Source organism: Sphingomonas sp. UYP23 (assembly GCF_054059235.1).
The window spans coordinates 1,119,590-1,138,227 of record NZ_JBSSBX010000001.1; the positions used below are offsets into that span (position 1 = coordinate 1,119,590).

The window sequence follows — 18,638 nt, forward strand, 5'->3', positions numbered from 1 at the left end:
TCGAGGTTGTCGACGATGGATGCTGTAACCAAAAGCGCGATCACCGGACTGTCGAGCGGCACGGTCGCCGACTTTGCCGACTTCGCCCATTCGCAGCCCTCGATTCCTGAACGCACCACCTGCGAGCGCCGGGCGTATCGCACGATCTGGATTTCCGACATCCATCTCGGCACGCGTGGCTGCAACGCCGATCTGCTGATCGACTTTCTCGACCATGTCGACAGCGAGACAATGTATCTGGTCGGTGACATCATCGACGGCTGGCGGCTGAAGAAGAAATTCTACTGGCCAGCGGCGCATAACGACGTCGTCTGGCGCCTGCTCAAGCGCGCCAAGCGCGGTGCGAAGGTCGTCTATATCCCCGGCAATCACGACGAGGTCGTCCGCCAATTCTGTGGGCTCGATTTCGGCGGCGTCGCGATCCGCCGCAACGCGGTGCATGAAACCGCCGACGGGCGTCGGCTGTTGGTGCTGCATGGCGACGAATTCGATGCGATCACCCTCGCGCACCGCTGGCTGGCGCATGTCGGCGATGCGGCGTATGAATTCATGATGGCGCTCAATCGCTGGGTGAACGCCTATCGCCGCTTCTGCAACCTGCCGTACTGGTCGTTGTCGAAGCACGCGAAAGCCAAGGTGAAGAACGCGGTGCAGTTCATCTCCAACTACGAAGAGATCGTCGCGCAGGCGGCCGGCGCCCGCGGCGTCGATGGGGTCGTTTGCGGCCATATCCATACCGCCGAGTTCCGTGATATCGACGGTATCGCCTATTATAACGACGGGGACTGGGTGGAAGGCTGCACGGCTTTGGTCGAACATTTCGACGGGAGAATGGAATTGCTGCACTGGGCTGACGAGATTGCCGCGCGGGAGAAATCCCGGCCGACGGCGAAGATCGAGATGTTGGCGGCCTGACGCGCGTGCGCATCGCCATCGCCACCGATGCATGGAGCCCCCAGGTCAACGGGGTCGTGCGCACCTTGCAAGCGGTGCGTGCCGAACTCGAACGCCAGGGCCATGAGGTTCTGATCGTCTCGCCCGATCTGTTCTATTCGATGCCGTGTCCGACCTATCCCGAGATCCGCCTGGCCTTTGCCAGCACCGCGAGCGTCGGCAAGATGCTCGCCGATTTCGCCCCCAACGCGATCCATCTTGCGACCGAGGGGCCGGTCTGCCTCGCCGCGCGGCGCTGGTGCCTGACGCGCGGCTTCCCCTTCACCACCGCCTATCACACGCAATTCCCCGATTACGTCTCGGCGCGGACCGGCGTGAATCCCGAATGGGTGTGGCGCTATATCCGCTGGTTCCACTGGCCCGCCCAGTCGATCCTCGCCTCGACCCCGTCGATCGCCGCCACGCTCAAGTCGCATGACCTGACCAAGATCCGCCACTGGGGTCGCGGCGTCGATCTCGCGACCTTCGGGCCGGGTGTCGCGCCGCTCCCAGCGATCGCTGCCCTGAAGGCGCAGGGCGGCGGACCGATCCAGCTCTATGTCGGGCGCGTCGCGGTCGAGAAGAATATCGAGGCGTTCCTCACCGCCAAGCATCCCGGCACCAAGGTCATCGTCGGCGATGGCCCCGCGCGCGCCGCGCTCGCCGCGCGCTATCCGCAGGCGCATTTCCTCGGGCCGCTGTTCGGCGCCGACCTCGCCGGGGCCTATGCCGCCGCCGACGTGTTTGTTTTCCCAAGCCGCACCGACACGTTCGGGCTGGTGATGATCGAGGCGCTCGCCAGCGGCACGCCGGTCGCTGCCTATCCGGTGACGGGACCGGTCGACGTGCTGAACCCGCAGGTCGGCGCGATGGACGAGGATCTCGACACCGCGATCGCCGCCGCGCTGACGCGCGATCGTGCCGCCTGCGCCGCCTACGGCCAGACCTTCACCTGGGCAGCCAGCGCGCGCCAGTTTCTCGGCGCACTGGTTCCCGTCAAGCATCCCGAGGCGATCGCGGCGTGAGGCGATAGCGGCGATGTGAAGCTTAAGGCAGTGCGCGCGACGCGGCCGGCGTCGATCGCGCGGGGCGGATCGCACAGCGTTCAAGACGCCTTGCACTGCGGTCGCGACACACATGAGGTCCGAGGATGCGCGCGGCATTCACGAGCGAAGATCTTCGATACGGCGCTGACATGCGCGCGCATCGCGCTTGAGATCATCGGCATTCTCAACGCGCGACGGTACGCCGCGGCACGTTCCACCGCGCACGACCGCGAAATCGGAGCCCCCCGCAACCGCGCTTGCCCTCCCCCGCCATTCGCTCTACGTTGCATGCCAGCACAAGTGGCCGCTCCGAAAGGGGCGGCCCTTTCCGTTTTTGAGGAGTATCCCGTGGCCCAGCCGCTCATGCCGCACGCGACCGCCGCCTGGCTCGTCGACAATACCGCGCTCAGCTTCGAGCAGATCGCCGAATTCTGCGGCCTGCACATCCTCGAGGTCCAGGCGATCGCCGACGACACCGCCGCGACCAAGCTGACCGGGCGCGACCCGATCCGCGCGCACGAACTGACCCAGGACGAGATCGACAAGGGTCAGGCCGACCCCGAATACACGCTCAAGATCCTCAAGGGCCCCGAGCAGGTCCGTCGCACCAAGGGCCCGCGCTACACGCCGGTGTCGAAGCGCTCGGACAAGCCCGACGGCATTTCGTGGATCATCCGCAATCATCCCGAGATCAGCGACGGCGCGATCGGCCTGCTGATCGGCACGACGCGGACGACGATCGCGGCGATCCGCAACCGCAGCCATTGGAACATCGCCAATATCACCCCGAAGGACCCGGTCACGCTGGGTCTGACCACGCAACGCGAACTCGATGCAGCGGTGACCAAGGCAGCCAAGGCGGCCGGTCTCGAAGCGCCGGTCGACACGCGGCTCGAGGGTGACCGCGAAGCGCTGATCACCGAGCTGCGCGCCCAGCGCGACCAGCTCGCGCGCGACGCCGAAGCCGCCGAGAATGGCGAAGTCGTCGCCCCGCGTGCCGAGCCGACCGCCGAGACGCTGTTCAAGCGCTGAGGTTTCTACTCCCCTCCCTGGAAGGGAGGGGTTGGGGGTGGGTTGGCCCGTAGTAGGGCGCAACGCCCGCCCCATACCGACCCACCCCCGGCCCCTCCCTTCCAGGGAGGGGAGGAAGCCATATGACCGCTCGCCCCCGCTTCGACTTCACCATCCACGCAACTGACGGCAAGGCGCGGACTGGCGAGATCGCGATGCGCCGTGGCTCGATCCGGACGCCTGCTTTCATGCCGGTCGGCACCGCCGCGACGGTCAAGGGCGTCAAGCCCGCCGACGTTCGCGCGACCGGCGCCGACATCATCCTCGGCAACACCTATCATTTGATGCTCCGCCCCGGCGCCGAACGGGTCGCGCGGCTTGGCGGGCTGCACGCCTTCATGGGCTGGGACCGTCCGATCCTCACCGACAGCGGCGGCTATCAGGTGATGAGCCTCAGCGACCTGACCAAGCGCGACGAGAATGGCGTGACCTTCAAGTCGCACCTCGACGGCTCGCGCCACACGCTCAGCCCCGAACGCTCGATCGAGATCCAGCGGCTGCTCGGCTCGGACATCGTCATGGCGTTCGACGAGCTCGTGCCAACCACTTCGACCCCCGAGGTGCAGGCAGCAGCCATGGCGCGCTCGATGCGCTGGGCCAAGCGCTCGCGCGATGCGTTCGACGGCGGCGGCGCGCATGCCAAGGGCGCGGCGATCTTCGGCATCCAGCAGGGCGCGCTCGACCAGACGCTGCGCGGCGACAGCGCAGGCGCGCTGATCGACATCGGCTTTGACGGCTATGCGGTCGGCGGGCTCGCGGTGGGCGAAGGCCAGGAGGCGATGTTCGCCTGTCTCGACTTCGCGCCGGGCCAGCTTCCCGTCGACAAGCCGCGCTATTTGATGGGCGTCGGCAAGCCGACCGACATCGTCGGTGCGGTCGAGCGCGGGATCGACATGTTCGATTGCGTGCTGCCGACGCGCTCGGGGCGCACCGGCCAGGCGTTCACGCGGCACGGCCCGCTCAACATCCGCAACGCCAGGTTCGCCGAGGATCAGGGGCCGCTCGATCCGGCCTGCGGCTGCCCGACCTGCACCGGTGCGGCCGGCGGCAGCCGCGCCTATCTCCATCATCTCGTCCGTTCCGGAGAAATCCTCGGCGCAATGTTGATGACCGAGCACAATCTGTGGTTTTATCAGGCGATGATGGCGGACCTGAGGGCAGCAATCGCGGCGGGGCGGCTCAAAGCCTTCGCCGATGCGTTCCGACAGGCATATGAGAGCCACGCAGAGAGGGTGTAATGTCCAAGATCAACGAAATCGAAGCCGCCGCACGCGACCATAAGCGCGTCCGCGATGCCGCCGAGGCCAAGGCCGAGCAGCACGGCAACTGGCCCGTCACGCCGATCGCGATCAGCGTCGGCGTCGGCGTCGGATCGGCCGCGCTGGCGGCGGTTCTGCTGTATGTGAACCGGTCGAAGAAGACGTAATACGCTCGGATACGCCCCTCCCTGGAAGGGAGGGGAGGCGCATGGCGGGTGTTCCACGCGATTGACACAGCGCCTGCTGGTCACGACACATAGCTACAACACCGCCCCCCATCCGGAGCCTCCCCCATGCTGTCCCGTGCCGCCCTCCTGCTGGGCGCCGCCCTGCTCCCGCTGACCGTCGCCACCGCCAAGCCAGCGCCGACCGCACCCGCCCCAGCGATCAAGCCGATCGCCTTTACCGAACGCACGCTCGCCAATGGCCTGCGCGTGTACGCGATCCGTGACACGAGCACGCCCAACGTCTCGGTGCAGGTCTGGTACGATGTCGGCTCGAAGGACGATCCCGCTGGCCGCTCGGGCTTCGCGCACATGTTCGAACATCTCATGTTCAAGGCAACGCGCAACCTCGTCTCGGAGCAATTCGACCGGCTGACCGAAGATGTCGGCGGCAACAACAACGCCTCGACCAATGACGATTATACCGAATATCACGAGACGATCCCGGCGAACCACCTCCAGCGGCTGCTGTTCGCCGAGGCCGACCGCATGGCCGCGCTCGTCGTCGAGCCCAAGAGCTTTGCCTCCGAACGCGACGTGGTGAAGGAGGAGCTGCGCCAGAACACCAATGCGCGGCCCTATGGCAAGCTGTTCTCGCTCTATTTCCCGGCGATCTCCTACACGCGCCACCCTTACGCGCGCGGGACGATCGGCAGCCTCGACAATCTCGAGAGCGCACAGATCGACGACGTCCGCGCCTTCCACGCGACCTATTATCGGCCCGACAACGCCGTGCTCGTCGTATCGGGCAATTTCGATGCGGCGCAGCTCGACGCCTGGGTCGATCAGTATTTCGCGAAGATCAAACGCCCCGCCACGCCGATCCCGCGCGTCACCGTGGCCGAGCCCGAACGCACCCAAGCGACGCATTATGTCGTCCATGAAGCCAATACGCCGCTCCCCGCGGTAATGATCAGCTATCCGATCCCGGCCGACAACGACCCCGACGGCCCCGCCCTCACGGTGCTCAACGCGGTCCTGTCGCAAGGTGAGAGTTCGCGGTTGTACGAATCGCTCGTCTATCGCGACCAGCTCGCACAGAGCGCCGAGAGCGTACTCGATTCGAAGCAGGGTCCGGGCAATCTCGCGGTGTTCGCGATCCTGGCGGGTGGCAAGACCGCCGCGCAGGGCGAAACCGCGCTGCGCCGCGAGGTCGCGCGGCTGCGCGATACGCCGGTGAGCGCCGCTGAACTCGCCGAGGCGAAGAACGAGATCCTGACGAGCGCGCTCCAGGCGCGCGAGACCGCCGAGGGCGCGGGCCGCACGATCGCCTCGTCGGTGATCATCGACCGCGATCCGCGCGCCGCCGACCGGCAGCTCGCCGCGATCGGGCGCGTCACCGCCGTCGACGTCCAGCGCGTCGCCGCGAAATATCTGCGCGACCAGCGTTCGGCGACGATCCAGTATCTGCCCGAGGACGCGACTGCCAAGGCGCCGCAGAACGACCGGATCGAGGTCGCCGATACCGTGGTGGTCTCGCCATTGGTTGCGCCCGGCAAGGTCGAGGTGGTGACCCCCGCCAGCGCCGCCGATCGGATCGCCCCGCCGCCGCCCGCCGCCGCGATCGCCGCCGCCGCACCGGTGACGGACGAATTCGCGCTCGCCAACGGGATGCGCGTCGTTGTGGTCGAGAAGCACGACCTCCCGCTGCTGACCGCCTTGCTCGTCGCGCAGGGTGGGGCTGCCGACGACCGACCCGATCGCGCCGGGGTCAACAGCCTTGCCGCGGACTTGCTGACCAAGGGCACGACGACACGCTCCGCGACGCAGATCGCGCGGCAGATCGAGGCGCTCGGCGGATCGATCTCGAGCGATGCGAGCTGGGACGGCAGCTCGATCGAGGTGACCGTCAAGTCCGATCAAGCGACGCCCGCGCTCGCGATCCTCGCCGATGTCGCACGCAACCCGGTCTTCGCCCCCGCCGAGATCGAACGCGCGCGCGCGCAGACGATCGACGGCGTCCAGGTCGCCATCAAGGATCCGAGCCAGCTCGCCGGGCTCGTCGCGGCGCGCGCGGCGCTCGGCGCCTCGCCGTACGGGCACCCGCGCTCGGGCACGCCGACCTCGCTCAAGGCAATTACGCCTACCGACATCCGCAGCGCCTATGCCAAGGCCTGGGCACCCGCGCAGGCCACGCTGGTGCTCGTCGGCGACGTCACGCCTGCGCGCGCCAAGGCGCTGGCCGAAGCCAATTTCGCCAGCTGGAAAGCGACCGTGCCCGTCGGTCCCGACGGCCCGCGTCAGATCTACCCCGCGCCGCGCGTCGTCGTGGTCGACATGCCCGGTGCGGGCCAGGCCGGAGTCGTCGTGGCGCGCCCCGGGATTGCGCGCAGCGATCCGAGCTATTACCCGGCCGCCGTCGCCAACACCGTGCTCGGCGGCGGTTTCTCGTCGCGGCTCAACCAGGAAATCCGCATCAAGCGCGGGCTCGCTTATGGCGCCGGCAGCAGCCTGCAGGCCGGCCGCCTGCCGGGCGTCGTCGCCGCGCGCACCTCGACCAAGAACCCGAGCGCACCCGAGACGGTGTCGATCATCCTTGCCGAGATGCAGCGGCTCGGCGCTGAGCCGGTCAGCGCGGCCGAGCTCGACACGCGCAAGGCGGTGCTGGTCGGCAATTTCGGCCGCGCGACCGAGACGACGAACGGGATTGCCGGCACGGTCGGCGGCTATGTCGTGCAGGGCCTGCCGCTGAGCGAACTCGGCCAATACACGCAGCGGGTCTCGGCGGTCGATCCGGCGGCAGTGCAGGCGGCGGCGGCAAAGCTGCTTGATCCCGCCGCGGCGAGCGTCGTCGTGGTCGGCGACGCCAAGCTGTTCCTGCCCGACCTGCGCAAGGCGTATCCGAATGCCGAAGTGATCAGCGCGGACACGCTCAAGCTCGACAGCGCGACGCTGCGCTGACCGGCCGATGCGCCACGCGTCACCCCGGCGACACGCCGGGGTGACCAAACCCCTGCATTAACCACCAATCGTATCGTCGCGAGACACACCCAAAACAGCAGCATCGCAGCGCGCCGAAATCGGCTACAGCGCGCGCGTGTATCTGCAGGCGATCCTGGGTTGGGTGAAGATGCGGCGGCTGAGCAAGCTCGGCGCCGTCGGCCTGTGCGCGCTCGTGCTTGCCGGGGTGTCGGCGCATGCCGCATTGCGCGCGATCATCATCCAGCACGCCAAGGCGACGCAGCACGCCCCCGCGCCGAGCGGCTATGAGGTCGAGGATCACTTCCCCGGCGCCGCCTATTTCAACGCCGCCGACGATGCCGTGCGGGGCGACACCGCCCCGGCACACGGCGCGACGGGGACGATCGCACTGCCCGACCTGCCGCTGCCGGTCGGCGCTGCCGCTCTGGCGGCGGACACCTCCATCCGCGCGGCGCTCCCCTTTTCGATGGCGCGCGCGAGCGCGATCGACCGCGGGCGGGCGCTGCAATGCCTCACCACTGCGATCTATTACGAAGCCGCGAGCGAGCCCGATGCCGGGCAGCAGGCGGTCGCGCAGGTCATCCTCAACCGCGTACGGCACCCGGCCTTTCCGGCGACGGTATGCGGCGTTGTGTTCCAGGGCTCGGAACATACCGGCTGCCAGTTCAGCTTCGCGTGCGACGGGGCACTCCAGCGCGGCGCGCCGTCGCAAGGCTATTGGCTGCGCGCGCTCAAGGTCGCCGCCGCAGCGCTCAACGGGCATGTCATGCCGCAAGTCGGGCTGGCGACGCATTACCACACCTACGCCGTCACCCCGGCGTGGAACCGCAGCCTGGTGATGACGGCCGCGATCGGCGCGCATTTCTTCCATCGCTGGCAGGGCGGTTGGGGGACGCCGGCGGCGTTCCGCCAGCCGTATCTCGGCGGCGAGCCGATTCCGGGCCCGCATCCGCGGCTCGATCCGCCCGCACTGGTAAGCGCAGCGGCGGTCGTGCCGGTGTCGCCGATCGCCAAACCCGCGACGATCCAGCCCGCCTATGCGCAAAGCGGCACGCCGATCGCCCCGGCAACCCCGGCCGCGGATACGCTGCCGGGCGACTCGCAGATCCTCGATCGCTGGAAGGACTCGGGCAAGCCGCTGCGATAAGTCCGTCCCCTCCCTGGGAGGGGCTGGGGGTGGGTCGGCCGGTAGCGGGCGTGCCGTTCGACAACGGGCCGACCCACCCCTCGATCCCAGCGTCGGGTCGGCCATGCCCCCGGCATGGCCTGAACAGCGCGGGGCGCTGTTCACCTGACGCTCTTCCAGGGAGGGGAGGAAGCGTTACTTCTTCACCGCCAGATATTTGTCGAACCACGCCTGCGTTCGCGCCGCGACATCGGCCGAGTTGGCCGGCGCGCGGATGCCGTGGCCTTCTTCGGGATAGATCACCAGGCTGGTCGGCACGCCCATGTCCTTAAGGCCATGCCAATATTCGACCGACTGGGTCGGCGGCACCTCGATGTCGCGCTCGCCGACATAGATGAAGGTCGGGGTGCGGGCGTTCTTGATGAAATTGACCGCGGAGACGTCCTCATAGGCCTTGCGGTCCTCGTACAGCGTCTTGCCGAAAAACGGCAGCATCCACTGGTCGATACCGTTGGTGCCGTAATAGCTCACCCAGTTCGACAGGCCAGCGCCCGCGACGATCGCCTTGAAGCGGTTGGTCTGGGTGTTCGCCCACATCGACATGAAGCCGCCATAGCTGCCGCCGGTCAGCCCGAGCCGCGCATCGTCGACCGGAGCGACCTTCTCGACCGCGTCGATTCCGGTGAGGATGTCGCGCAGATCGCCGCCGCCGAAATCGCGCTTGTTCGCCGCGGTGAAGGCTTCGCCCTGGCCGTAGCTGCCGCGTGGATTGGGCAGGAAAATGTAATAGCCGGCATCGAGCAGCGCGCCGAAGCCGCCACCGAAATACGGCACGTTCGCCGCCGACGGGCCGCCATGAACGAGCGTGATCATCGGGGCCTTCTTCTTCGGGTCTGCGCCGAGCGGGGCGAGCAGCCAGCCTTGGACGTCGAACCCGTCATTCTTCCAGCTGATGCTGCGCGCGGTCATCTTGGGCGTGATCGCGTCATTGTCGTGCGTGATCTGGACGGGCGCATCGACCGGCCCGGCGAAGATCGCGGGCGCATGCGTGAAATCCTGCACGACGGTCGCGACGATCTTGCCGTCGGCACTCCACGCGGCCTTGGCGTCGCCCGCGGCAAGCGTCGACGGACGGCTCCAGCCGAGGCCATCGGTGCTCGCGCGCTCGGCATAGAGCCCCATCCGGTCCCCACGCAGCGCCGTGCCGCGGATCGCGGCGTCGCGCCAGACCAGCGACGTCACCGTCAGCTTGCTGTTCGGCTGCGTATTGCGCGACTCGCCGCCAGCGAAGGGCACGGTCCAGACATCGCCGCCGACCGACCCGAAATCGCTCATCAGGCCGCCGATATAGGCGACGGTCTTGCCATCGGGCGAGACGCGCGGGAAGTTGAGCTGCGTCTTCGGCTTGGCGATGGTGCGCACCGCGCCGGTCTTGGCGTCAACCGCATCGAGCGTCGCGACCCACCAATTGTTGTCGCCATTGCCGAGCGCCGAGGTAACGACGAAGCCGTTGCCATCGGGCGTCCAGTCATATTCGTAGATATAGCGATCGGCGGGTGAAAGCGGCTGGATCTTGTCCGCCGTCACGGTGTCGCTCACGTCGAACACCGCGAGCCGCTGCTCATCGCTCTTCTCGCCGATCTCGCCGATCTGGCGCACGCCGGCCTGGGTCGCGCCCGCTTCCTTCGCCGCGCCGATCGTGACGAGCAAGGCGATGCGCAACCCGTCGGGCGAGAAGCGCGGGGTCTGCGCGATGCCGGTGATCGTTGCTACGGTGTGCGGCTTGCCGTCATGGTCGACGAACAGCGTAACGCGCCCGGCCTTCTTGTCGCGCGTCAGATACGCCAGGCTGCCGTCGGGCGCGAACGTGAGGCCCGACACCGAACACACAGTGCCGCACGGATCGAAGCTGCGCAGCACCTTGCCGCTCGTCGTGCGGATCGTGATGCCGCTCTTGCCGCCCCCACCCTCACCGTCGATCGTCGCGATCCGGTCGCCCTGCGCCGACAGCGCGAGCCCGCCATACGAGTGCACCGTGGGTGCGGCGAGCGCCGGGCTGGCGGACGCGGCGAGCAGAAAAGCGAACAGGCTGAGGCGCATGGAAGGGAAGCTCCGTCGAGGGATGGAGCGGGATAGCACAGTGCGGCGGCGGAGCAATCGCGCCGGTGCGGCGATCCGTTATGGCTTCCCCACCTGCGCCAGCAGCACATCGACGGCAGCGCTCAACTGCGCATCGGTGCCCGGCCCCTCGCCAAGCGGCCGCACCACGGTAACATCGACCGGGCGCGGATGCATCTCCATGTCCTGCCCACGCCCGTCCTGGATCCGCGTGCTCGGCGTGCGCACCGACGACCCGTCGATCAGCGGCTCGCCGCCGGTAAAGATGATCCACCCCGCAGTCGGCTGCCCCACCACCTTGCCGAGCCCGAGCGCGCGATAGCCCTCGGTGAAATCCTCGGCGTCCGACAGCGACGATTCGTTGGTGACGAGCACGGTCGGCTTGCCGAGCGCGCGCTGGCCGAGCGCCTGGCGGCCGGGCAGCGGGAACAGGCCGCGCGGCGTCATCGTCAGGTAATTGGCGCGCGCGAACACATCGATCGCATAGCCGTTGATGAAGCCGCCATTGTTGTTGCGGATATCGACGACGACGCCCTGCCGCCGCTGATTCTCGGCATCGAGATCGAGATAGAGCTGGTCGAGCGATTCGGACGACATGTCGGCGATATGGACATAGCCGAGCTTGCCGCCCGACAGCCGATCGACCAGCGCGCGGCGATCGTCGACCCATTGCCGGTACGCGAGCCCCGCCGCCGCGCCGACCGAGATCGGCCGTACGACCACGCTCCGCTGGCCAGTCGCGCCGGCGACGCCGAGCGCGACACGGCGGCCGACGCTGTTCTCGAGCAGCGCATCGATATTGCCGTGCGCGCCGATCGCGACGCCGCCGACACTGACGATCCGGTCGCCGGGCGCGATCCTCTCGATCGCCGCAGGCCCGAGCCGCACGACCTCGCGCACGATCAAACCACGTCCCGCATCATAAGCGGCGCGGTCGAAGCGCAACCCGAGATCGCCGACGCGGTTGGGCCGCGCGCTGCCGGGCGCGCCGGGGCTGAGCGAGATTCCTGAATGCGAGGCATTGAGCTCGCCGATCATCAGGTTGATGATCCGCCGCTCCTCGTCGGGCGTCCGCGCGCCTGCGATAAAGGGCTGGAAACGCGCGCGCAGCGCCTTCCAGTCCTGGCCGTTGAACATCGCATCGAAGAATTTGCGGTCGAGGATGCTCCACGCCTGGTCGAACACGATCTGCTTTTCGGTCGCGAAATCGACATCCATTTCGGCACCGACCGGGATCGGCTTGGGCTTGGGGCTGTCGAGCGGTGTCGAGATGACGCGGCCGCCGTCGAGGTAAAAGAGCGTCTTGCCGTCGCCTGCGAGCGCGAAGTCGCCCTTCGGCCGATCGCTTTGCGTCAATTGCTGCGCGACCGGTGGCTCGTCGGCAAGCTCGTCGAGGTTGTAGCTGTAGAGATTGGCGCGGCCCTTCTCGCGCGCGCGGAAGACGAGCGTCTTGCCGTCGGGGCTGATCACCGGCGTATCGGCGTTGAGCCCGAGCGGCAGGATCGTCGCGCGCGCCCGCAGGCCCTCCCAGACGATCGACACCGGCTTGACCTTGGGTGCGGGCGGCGGAGTCGCGCCCTTCCTGGCCGCGACCGGCAAAGGTTTGGGCGTGGGCGGCGCAGGCGTGTCGGGCGGCGTGTCGGGCGTGCCCGGCTGCTTGCCGGGCTTGAACAGGTCGCTGAACTTGTCTTCCTTGAACTTCGGAACATGCGGCAACAGGTCGATTCGCACGATCCGCGAGTCCTCGCTGCGCTGCGCGGTGTCGAACAGGATGTAGGTGCCGTCGGGCGACCAGGCGATCCCGCCCATCTGCCCGTTGGCGAGGAAGCTGACCGGGCGCGCCGCGCCGCCCGCAGCCGGGACGAGCTCGACGTTCACGAACGAGCGCGGGTCGGTCAGTGGGAAGGCGATGTACTGGCCGTCGGGCGACCAGGTCGGGCGTGGGCCATCGCGCTCGTCGGTGGCGATCGCGCCGGTGAACAGCGTGCGATCCGCCCCGCCCGCCAGCGTCACGACATGGAGTTCGCGGTCGTCGAGGACATAGGCGGCCGACTTGCCGTCGGGCGCATAGGATGGCGACGAAGCGATGCCTTGCCGCGTCAGCAACGTCTCGCGCCCGGTCGCGACGTCATATTCGACGAGCCAACGCGCGAGCCCGCGTTCGGAAATGACGAGTGCGCGACGGCTGTCGGGCGACCAGACCACCTCGCGTTCGGCGCCGGGGGTGTTGGTCACGCGCTGCGCGCTGCCGCCGTCCTTGGCCGACGTCGCGAACACCTCGCCATGCCCGATTACCGCGACCTTCTGCCCATCGCTCGAGAGCGCCATGCGCGCAAAGCTCTGCAACTGTTCGTGGCGGCGCGGCGTCGTGCTGGCCGCACCGCGCAGCGTGATCGACACCGCGGCGGCCTGCCCGGTCGCGGGATCGTAGCGCCACACGCCGAAATCGCGTTCGAACACGATTGCCGACCCGTTCGCCGCCATCGACGGATAGAGCACGCGGCCGCTCGTGAAGTGCGTCAGCTGCTCGGGCGCGGCCCCTGCCCCGACGCCCATGCGCCAGAGATTCTCGGGCCCACCCTTCGCGCTCATATAGATCAGGCTCGCGCCATCGCGGCTCCACATCGGCCACGCGTGCTTCTCGCCATCCGCCAGCAGACGGCGATACGCGCCGCCCTCGGCGACCGGTTTCAGCCACAGTTCGGTCTGGTCGATGTGCGAGGTGCCGTTGCGCCACCACTGCCCCGCGCTGATGCCGCGCGTGTTGACCGCGAGCGTGCTGCCGTCAGGCGACGGCGCGGCCTGGAACTCGGCGAGATAGGTCTCGCGGCTGACCTGCATGGGCGTGCCGCCATCGACCGCGATGCGGAAGATATCGGCCTGGCGGCCGACATCGGCGACGCCCGAGGCGAAGTAGAGATACCTGCCGTCGGGCGACCAGGCGTCGAGCTCCTCGCCCGCCTCGGCATAGGTCAGCCGCGTGACGGCGCCGCTCGTGAGATCGAGCAGATAGATGTTGGCATTGCCGCCGCGCGTCGAGGTGAAGGCGAGCATGGTCCCGTCGGGCGAATAGAGCGGGCGCGCCTCGGTCGCCGCATCGGTAACGAGCGGCCGCGCAACACCGCCGTTCGCCGCGACCTCCCAGATATCGCCGCCCGAAGCGAAGGCGATCAGCGCGCCATCGGGCGATAGTGTCGGCTCGGCGAAGGCAGGCTTGGCCTCCTGCGCGAAACTGGGGGCAGCGAGCATGGCCGTGGCGAGCATGGTCGTGGCCAGCAAGCTCGCGGCAGCGAGCGCGCGACGTTGGAATATCATGGAAAAGCCCCCTGGCGTGACGATAGTGTCGGCGCGTTAGCGCCCAACAAAGCGCAATTGCGTGGCGATCGCAAGCCGTGGCGGCGGGGTGGCTTTGCCGCCGCCGCATGGTACATCGCCGCGTGCGACCGATGACCTCCCGACCCGTAATCCTTGGCGCGATCGTGCTGCTCGCGCTGATGCATGGCGCGCTGTTCTGGCCGGGAATCATGACCTGGGACGCGATCCGGCAATATGGCCAGGCGTTGACCGGCCACTATGACGATTGGCACCCGCCGGCGATGAACTGGCTGTGGCGGCAGCTTGGGGCGTTCGGCGCGGGGCCGGCACCGATGCTCGTGCTGCAGCTTGGGCTTTACTGGGGCGGCACCGCCTTGTGGGCACAGACGGCGTGGTCGCGCGGACACCGGGCGGCGGCTGGCGCGATCGCCGTGCTCGCACTGTCGCCGATCGTGCTGGTGCTGGTGGGCACGATCCTCAAAGACAGCCTGTTCGCGGGGACGCTGCTGCTCGCGAGCGGCGTGCTCGCCGCTCGACCGGGCGACCGGACGGCGCGGATCGTCGCCGCGCTGCTGCTCGTCGCGGCGGCGACGCTACGCTTCAATGCGGTTCCGGCGTGCCTCCCGTTGCTGCTGCTCGCCGCGCCCGATTCTTGGCGGCTGACTTGGCCGCGACTCGGCGCCACTGCGCTGCTCGCGGCGATCCCGCTGGTACTCGCGCTGCCGCTCGCCAATGCCGCGCTCACCGCCAAGCGCAGCGGCGTCGAACTGTCGCTGGTGATCTACGATCTCGGCGGGATCGACGCGGTCGCCAAGACCGACGTTTTCCCGCGCACCAGCGTGGCGAATCCGGTCGCGGTCAATGCCGACTGCTATTCGCCGATCTCGTGGGACCGCTACGCCTGGTGGGGCACGGCGCCGTGCGCGATCGGTTTCACCACGCTCGAGGGTCCGCTCAAGACCGGACATGGCCCCTATAGCTGGTGGGCCGCCGCCGTCGCTGCGCATCCTTTTGCCTATGCCGCACATCGTCTCGCGCATTTCGACCGCAACACGCGCTTCCTGGTCCATGATGCCGACCTGCCGGGCCTGTCGCCGCAGTCCGATCCCAATCCCTGGAGCTTCACCGTCGCGCCGAACGTCGGGCGCAGCGCGCTCCAACACGCTGCCGACGCGATGTTGGCGACACCGCCCGGCTGGCCGATCTGCTGGCTCGCGCTGGGGTTCGGCTTGCTGGTGCTGCGTCCCAGGATCGGCGACGGCGATCCCGCCGTGGCGCTGGCGTGGTCGGCGGTGCTCTACGGTTTCAGCTACCTCCCGCTGAGCGTCGCCTCCGAAGTGCGCTACCACTTCTGGACAATGACCGCGGTTGGGATCGCCGCGGCGCTGCTGCTGTCGCAGCGCGCGACGTGGCAGCTGCCGCGCTGGCGGCTCGCCACCGCTGCGGCACCTTTGCTTGTGGTGGTCGCTGCGGGCATCATCGCACGCGTCTAGGAAAGGGAAGCGTTTTGAAGCGGCGCGTTCCTGCTCTAGGGCTGCGGCCATGAAGCGTTTCTGGACCAACGTCACCCTCGACGACACTCGCGCCGTCTTTCTCGACGGCAAGCCGGTGCGCACCCCCGGCCGCGCGCCGCTCGCGCTGCCGAGCGACGGGCTGGCGCACGCGGTCGCCGACGAGTGGCGCGCAGTCGAAGGCGAAATCGACCCGCGTGCCATGCCGCTCACAGGGCTCGCCAACGCCGCGATCGACCGGATCACGCCTGACCCGGCAGTGTTCGCGCAAGGGCTCGCGGCTTATGCCGAGAGCGACCTGCTCTGCTACCGCGCCGATGCGCCCGAGGACCTGGTCGCGCGTCAGGCCGCCGCCTGGGATCCGCTGCTCGACTGGGCGCGGTTGCGCTATGACGTGCATGTCGAGGTCGTCACCGGCATCCTGCACCGCGCACAACCCGCCGCGACGCTCCAGCGACTCGGCGATGCGATCGCCGCGCGGGGCCCCTATGAACTGGCGGCGCTGTCGCCGATCGTCACGATCGGCGGCTCGCTGATCGCCGCCCTCGCGCTCGCCGAGCAAGCCGCGACGCCCGAACAGGTGTGGGACGCGGTGACGCTCGACGAGGACTATCAGGCCGAGCGCTGGGGCCGCGATCCGCTCGCCGAGGCGGGGATCGCGACGCGGCGGCGCGATTTCGGCGCGGGCGTGCGGATGCTCGAGCTGCTGAGCGGCTGACGCGCGCTTACTTCTCGGGCAACCGCCGAATGAAGCCGATCATCCCACGCTGGCGCGACCGCTTGAGCCGCTCGGCGGTCAGGATCGTCTGGACGCACTCGTAGCAATCGTCGAGATCGTCATTGACCAGCACATAGTCATAGCCGTCCCAATGGCTCACCTCGGCGAGCGCGCGGTCCATGCGGCGGTCGATCACTTCCTGCGTATCGGTGTTGCGATCCTCGAGTCGCTGGCGCAGCGTCTTGAGGCCGGGCGGCAGGATGAAGACGCGGACGACGTCGCCGCCGGCAAGCTGGAACAGCTGCTGCGCGCCCTGCCAGTCGATGTCGAACAAGATGTCCTGCCCGTGCTCGAGATCCTTGAACACCGTGTCGCGCGGCGTGCCGTAGCGCTCGTCGAACACACGCGCCCATTCGAGGAACTGGTCGTCTTCCGCCATCGCGCGGAAGGTTTCCTTGTCGACGAAGTGATAGTCCTTGCCGTCGACCTCGCCCTTGCGCGGCGCACGCGTCGTATACGATACCGACATCTTGATGCGGTTGCGCTCTTCCGTGAGCAGGCGGTTGGCAATCGTGGACTTGCCCGCGCCCGACGGCGAGGACAGCACGAACATCAGCCCGCGACGCTTGAAGTTCTTGGGCTGGGAGGAGCGATGATCGACCATGCGCGCTAGTGGCGCGGGCATGCCCCTCCCGTCAAGGTTTGGTGTGCCGACTCAGGCGCGCGGTGCATCCTCGCCGAACACGCGCGTCTTGAGCTGAGCAAGCCCGCGCAGCACGAGCCAGCCGGTCGCGAAGGTCAACGCCAGCGGAATCACCGCCTTGACGACATTGGCGACGATCGCGCCTTCGATCGCACCATCGACCGTGCTGTCATCCCCGTCCGAGCCGTCGATCGCCGCGCCGATCGCGGCGCCAATCATCGTCGTAAAACTCATCGTCCTGTCTCCCGTTCGTTACGCTCAGCGCACGAAATCACCGATGGTTCCGGCAGCGTCAAACCATGCGTTCGGGGCGAACCAGCCGATCGAAGGTTGCGGCATCGACGAGGCCGAGCGCGAGCCCCGCTTCCTTGAGCGTCAGGTTTTCCGTGTGCGCGTGCTTGGCGATCCTGGCGGCATTGTCGTAGCCGATCTCGGGCGCGAGCGCGGTGACGAGCATCAGCGAGCGATCGACCAGTTCGGCGATGCGGTCGCGATTCGGCGCTATTCCCTCGACGCAGCGCTCGGCAAAGCTCGCCATGCCGACGGCGAGCAAATCGATCGAGCGCAGCAACGCGGCGCCGAGCATCGGCTTGAACACGTTGAGTTCGAGATGCCCCTGCAAGCCGCCGATCGTGATCGCCTGATGGTTGCCGATCACTTGGGCGGCGACCATCGTCAGCATCTCGCACTGCGTCGGGTTGACCTTGCCCGGCATGATCGAGCTGCCGGGTTCGTTTTCGGGGAGGTGAAGCTCGCCGAGCCCCGAGCGCGGGCCCGAGCCGAGCAGGCGGATGTCATTGGCGATCTTGGTCAGCGCGACCGCCAGCGTGTTGAGCGTGCCCGAGACATGGACGATCGGGTCATTCGACGCGAGCGCTTCGAATTTGTTGGGCATCGTCTCGAAGGCGAGGCCGGTCAGCCGCGCGATCTCGGCGGCGATCGCACGGTCGAAGCCGGCGGGCGCGTTGAGTCCGGTGCCGACCGCGGTCCCACCCTGCGCGAGCAACAGCATGTTGTGCGTGATCGCGGGTTCGATGCGGTGATAGCAGCGATAGAGCTGCACCGCGTAGCCGGAGAATTCCTGGCCGAGCGTGATCGGCGTCGCGTCCTGCAGATGCGTGCGGCCGATCTTGACGATATCGTGCCACGCGTCCGACTTCGCTTTCACCGCGCGATTGAGCCGGTCGAGCGCGGGGAGCAGCCGCTGCGTCGCACCAATCGCCGCGGCGATGTGGAGCGCGGTCGGGAAGCTGTCGTTCGACGACTGGCTCATATTGACGTGATCGTTGGGGTGGACCGGGGTCTTGCCGCCGCGCTTTCCCGTGAGGACTTCGTTGGCGCGACCGGCGATGACCTCGTTGACGTTCATGTTCGACTGCGTGCCGCTGCCGGTCTGCCAGATGACGAGCGGGAACTGGTCGTCGAGCTTACCCGCTGCGACTTCGGCAGCGGCCGATTCGATTGCGTCGGCGATTTCGGGGGCAAGACCGTGCGCACGATTCACGCGCGCGGCGGCCTGTTTCACGATCGCGAGCGCGTGGATGATCGCGATCGGCATCCGCTCGGTCGCGGCGAAAGGGAAATTCTCGATCGAGCGCTGCGTCTGCGCGCCCCAATAGGCGGCGGCGGGGACTTCGATGGGCCCGAGCGAATCGGTTTCGGTGCGGGTTGTTTCAGCCATGCCAGTCTCCG

General features: G+C 68.0%; 14 protein-coding genes. 9 read left to right on the forward strand and 5 right to left on the reverse strand.

All coding sequences use genetic code 11. From position 1 onward, the window contains the following. Nucleotides 1–15: 15 nt before the first annotated feature. The 7 genes from ACVWYO_RS05610 (at nucleotide 16) to ACVWYO_RS05640 (ending at nucleotide 8,602) form a co-directional block, all read left to right on the forward strand. Nucleotides 16–915 (forward strand): UDP-2,3-diacylglucosamine diphosphatase, encoded by a 900-nt coding sequence (locus ACVWYO_RS05610; protein WP_457349140.1) that lies wholly within the window; start codon nucleotides 16–18, stop codon nucleotides 913–915. Nucleotides 916–920: 5 nt separating this feature from the next. Further along, entirely contained in the window at nucleotides 921–1,958 is a 1,038-nt protein-coding gene (locus tag ACVWYO_RS05615) for a glycosyltransferase family 4 protein (RefSeq protein ID WP_457349141.1), read from the forward strand. 369 nt (nucleotides 1,959–2,327) lie between these two features. Next, the gene (locus ACVWYO_RS05620; protein ID WP_457349142.1) at nucleotides 2,328–3,011 is read left to right on the forward strand and encodes a cell cycle transcriptional regulator TrcR; all 684 of its coding nucleotides are present in this window, start codon (nucleotides 2,328–2,330) and stop codon (nucleotides 3,009–3,011) included. A 122-nt stretch (nucleotides 3,012–3,133) separates the two neighbouring features. Then, entirely contained in the window at nucleotides 3,134–4,288 is a 1,155-nt protein-coding gene (gene tgt / locus ACVWYO_RS05625; protein ID WP_457349143.1) for a tRNA guanosine(34) transglycosylase Tgt, read from the forward strand. Continuing rightward, the gene (locus ACVWYO_RS05630; RefSeq protein WP_457349144.1) at nucleotides 4,288–4,476 is read left to right on the forward strand and encodes a hypothetical protein; all 189 of its coding nucleotides are present in this window, start codon (nucleotides 4,288–4,290) and stop codon (nucleotides 4,474–4,476) included. The genes tgt and ACVWYO_RS05630 overlap by 1 nt, the downstream gene beginning before the upstream one ends. Nucleotides 4,477–4,602: 126 nt before the next feature. Then, nucleotides 4,603–7,434: a M16 family metallopeptidase gene (locus tag ACVWYO_RS05635; protein WP_457349145.1), complete on the forward strand. Its 2,832-nt coding sequence runs from the start codon at nucleotides 4,603–4,605 to the stop codon at nucleotides 7,432–7,434. A gap of 136 nt (nucleotides 7,435–7,570) precedes the next feature. Continuing rightward, entirely contained in the window at nucleotides 7,571–8,602 is a 1,032-nt protein-coding gene (locus tag ACVWYO_RS05640; protein WP_457349146.1) for a cell wall hydrolase, read from the forward strand. 174 nt (nucleotides 8,603–8,776) lie between these two features. Here ACVWYO_RS05640 and ACVWYO_RS05645 read toward each other — a convergent pair whose 3' ends face one another. Both ACVWYO_RS05645 and ACVWYO_RS05650 read right to left on the reverse strand, forming a co-directional pair. After that, complete coding sequence (locus ACVWYO_RS05645) at nucleotides 8,777–10,681, reverse strand: prolyl oligopeptidase family serine peptidase (RefSeq protein ID WP_457349147.1); 1,905 nt, start codon at nucleotides 10,679–10,681, stop codon at nucleotides 8,777–8,779. A 78-nt stretch (nucleotides 10,682–10,759) separates the two neighbouring features. Next, entirely contained in the window at nucleotides 10,760–14,014 is a 3,255-nt protein-coding gene (locus ACVWYO_RS05650) for a S41 family peptidase (RefSeq protein WP_457349148.1), read from the reverse strand. Between the two features lie 131 nt (nucleotides 14,015–14,145). Between ACVWYO_RS05650 and ACVWYO_RS05655 the strand changes: the two genes are divergently transcribed. Both ACVWYO_RS05655 and ACVWYO_RS05660 read left to right on the forward strand, forming a co-directional pair. Beyond that, nucleotides 14,146–15,507: a hypothetical protein gene (locus ACVWYO_RS05655; protein WP_457349149.1), complete on the forward strand. Its 1,362-nt coding sequence runs from the start codon at nucleotides 14,146–14,148 to the stop codon at nucleotides 15,505–15,507. A 49-nt stretch (nucleotides 15,508–15,556) separates the two neighbouring features. Continuing rightward, the gene (locus ACVWYO_RS05660; protein WP_457349150.1) at nucleotides 15,557–16,243 is read left to right on the forward strand and encodes an ATP12 family chaperone protein; all 687 of its coding nucleotides are present in this window, start codon (nucleotides 15,557–15,559) and stop codon (nucleotides 16,241–16,243) included. Between the two features lie 7 nt (nucleotides 16,244–16,250). On the opposite strand, the gene gmk is transcribed toward ACVWYO_RS05660, so the two are convergent. Genes gmk through fumC form a run of 3 tightly spaced genes read right to left on the reverse strand, consistent with a single transcriptional unit; the run spans nucleotide 16,251 to nucleotide 18,627 of the window. Next, the gene (gmk, locus tag ACVWYO_RS05665) at nucleotides 16,251–16,907 is read right to left on the reverse strand and encodes a guanylate kinase (protein ID WP_457354879.1); all 657 of its coding nucleotides are present in this window, start codon (nucleotides 16,905–16,907) and stop codon (nucleotides 16,251–16,253) included. Nucleotides 16,908–16,958: 51 nt separating this feature from the next. After that, entirely contained in the window at nucleotides 16,959–17,180 is a 222-nt protein-coding gene (locus ACVWYO_RS05670) for a hypothetical protein (RefSeq protein WP_457349151.1), read from the reverse strand. 58 nt (nucleotides 17,181–17,238) lie between these two features. Next, complete coding sequence (gene fumC, locus ACVWYO_RS05675; RefSeq protein ID WP_457349152.1) at nucleotides 17,239–18,627, reverse strand: class II fumarate hydratase; 1,389 nt, start codon at nucleotides 18,625–18,627, stop codon at nucleotides 17,239–17,241. Between the last annotated feature and the right edge of the window lie 11 nt (nucleotides 18,628–18,638).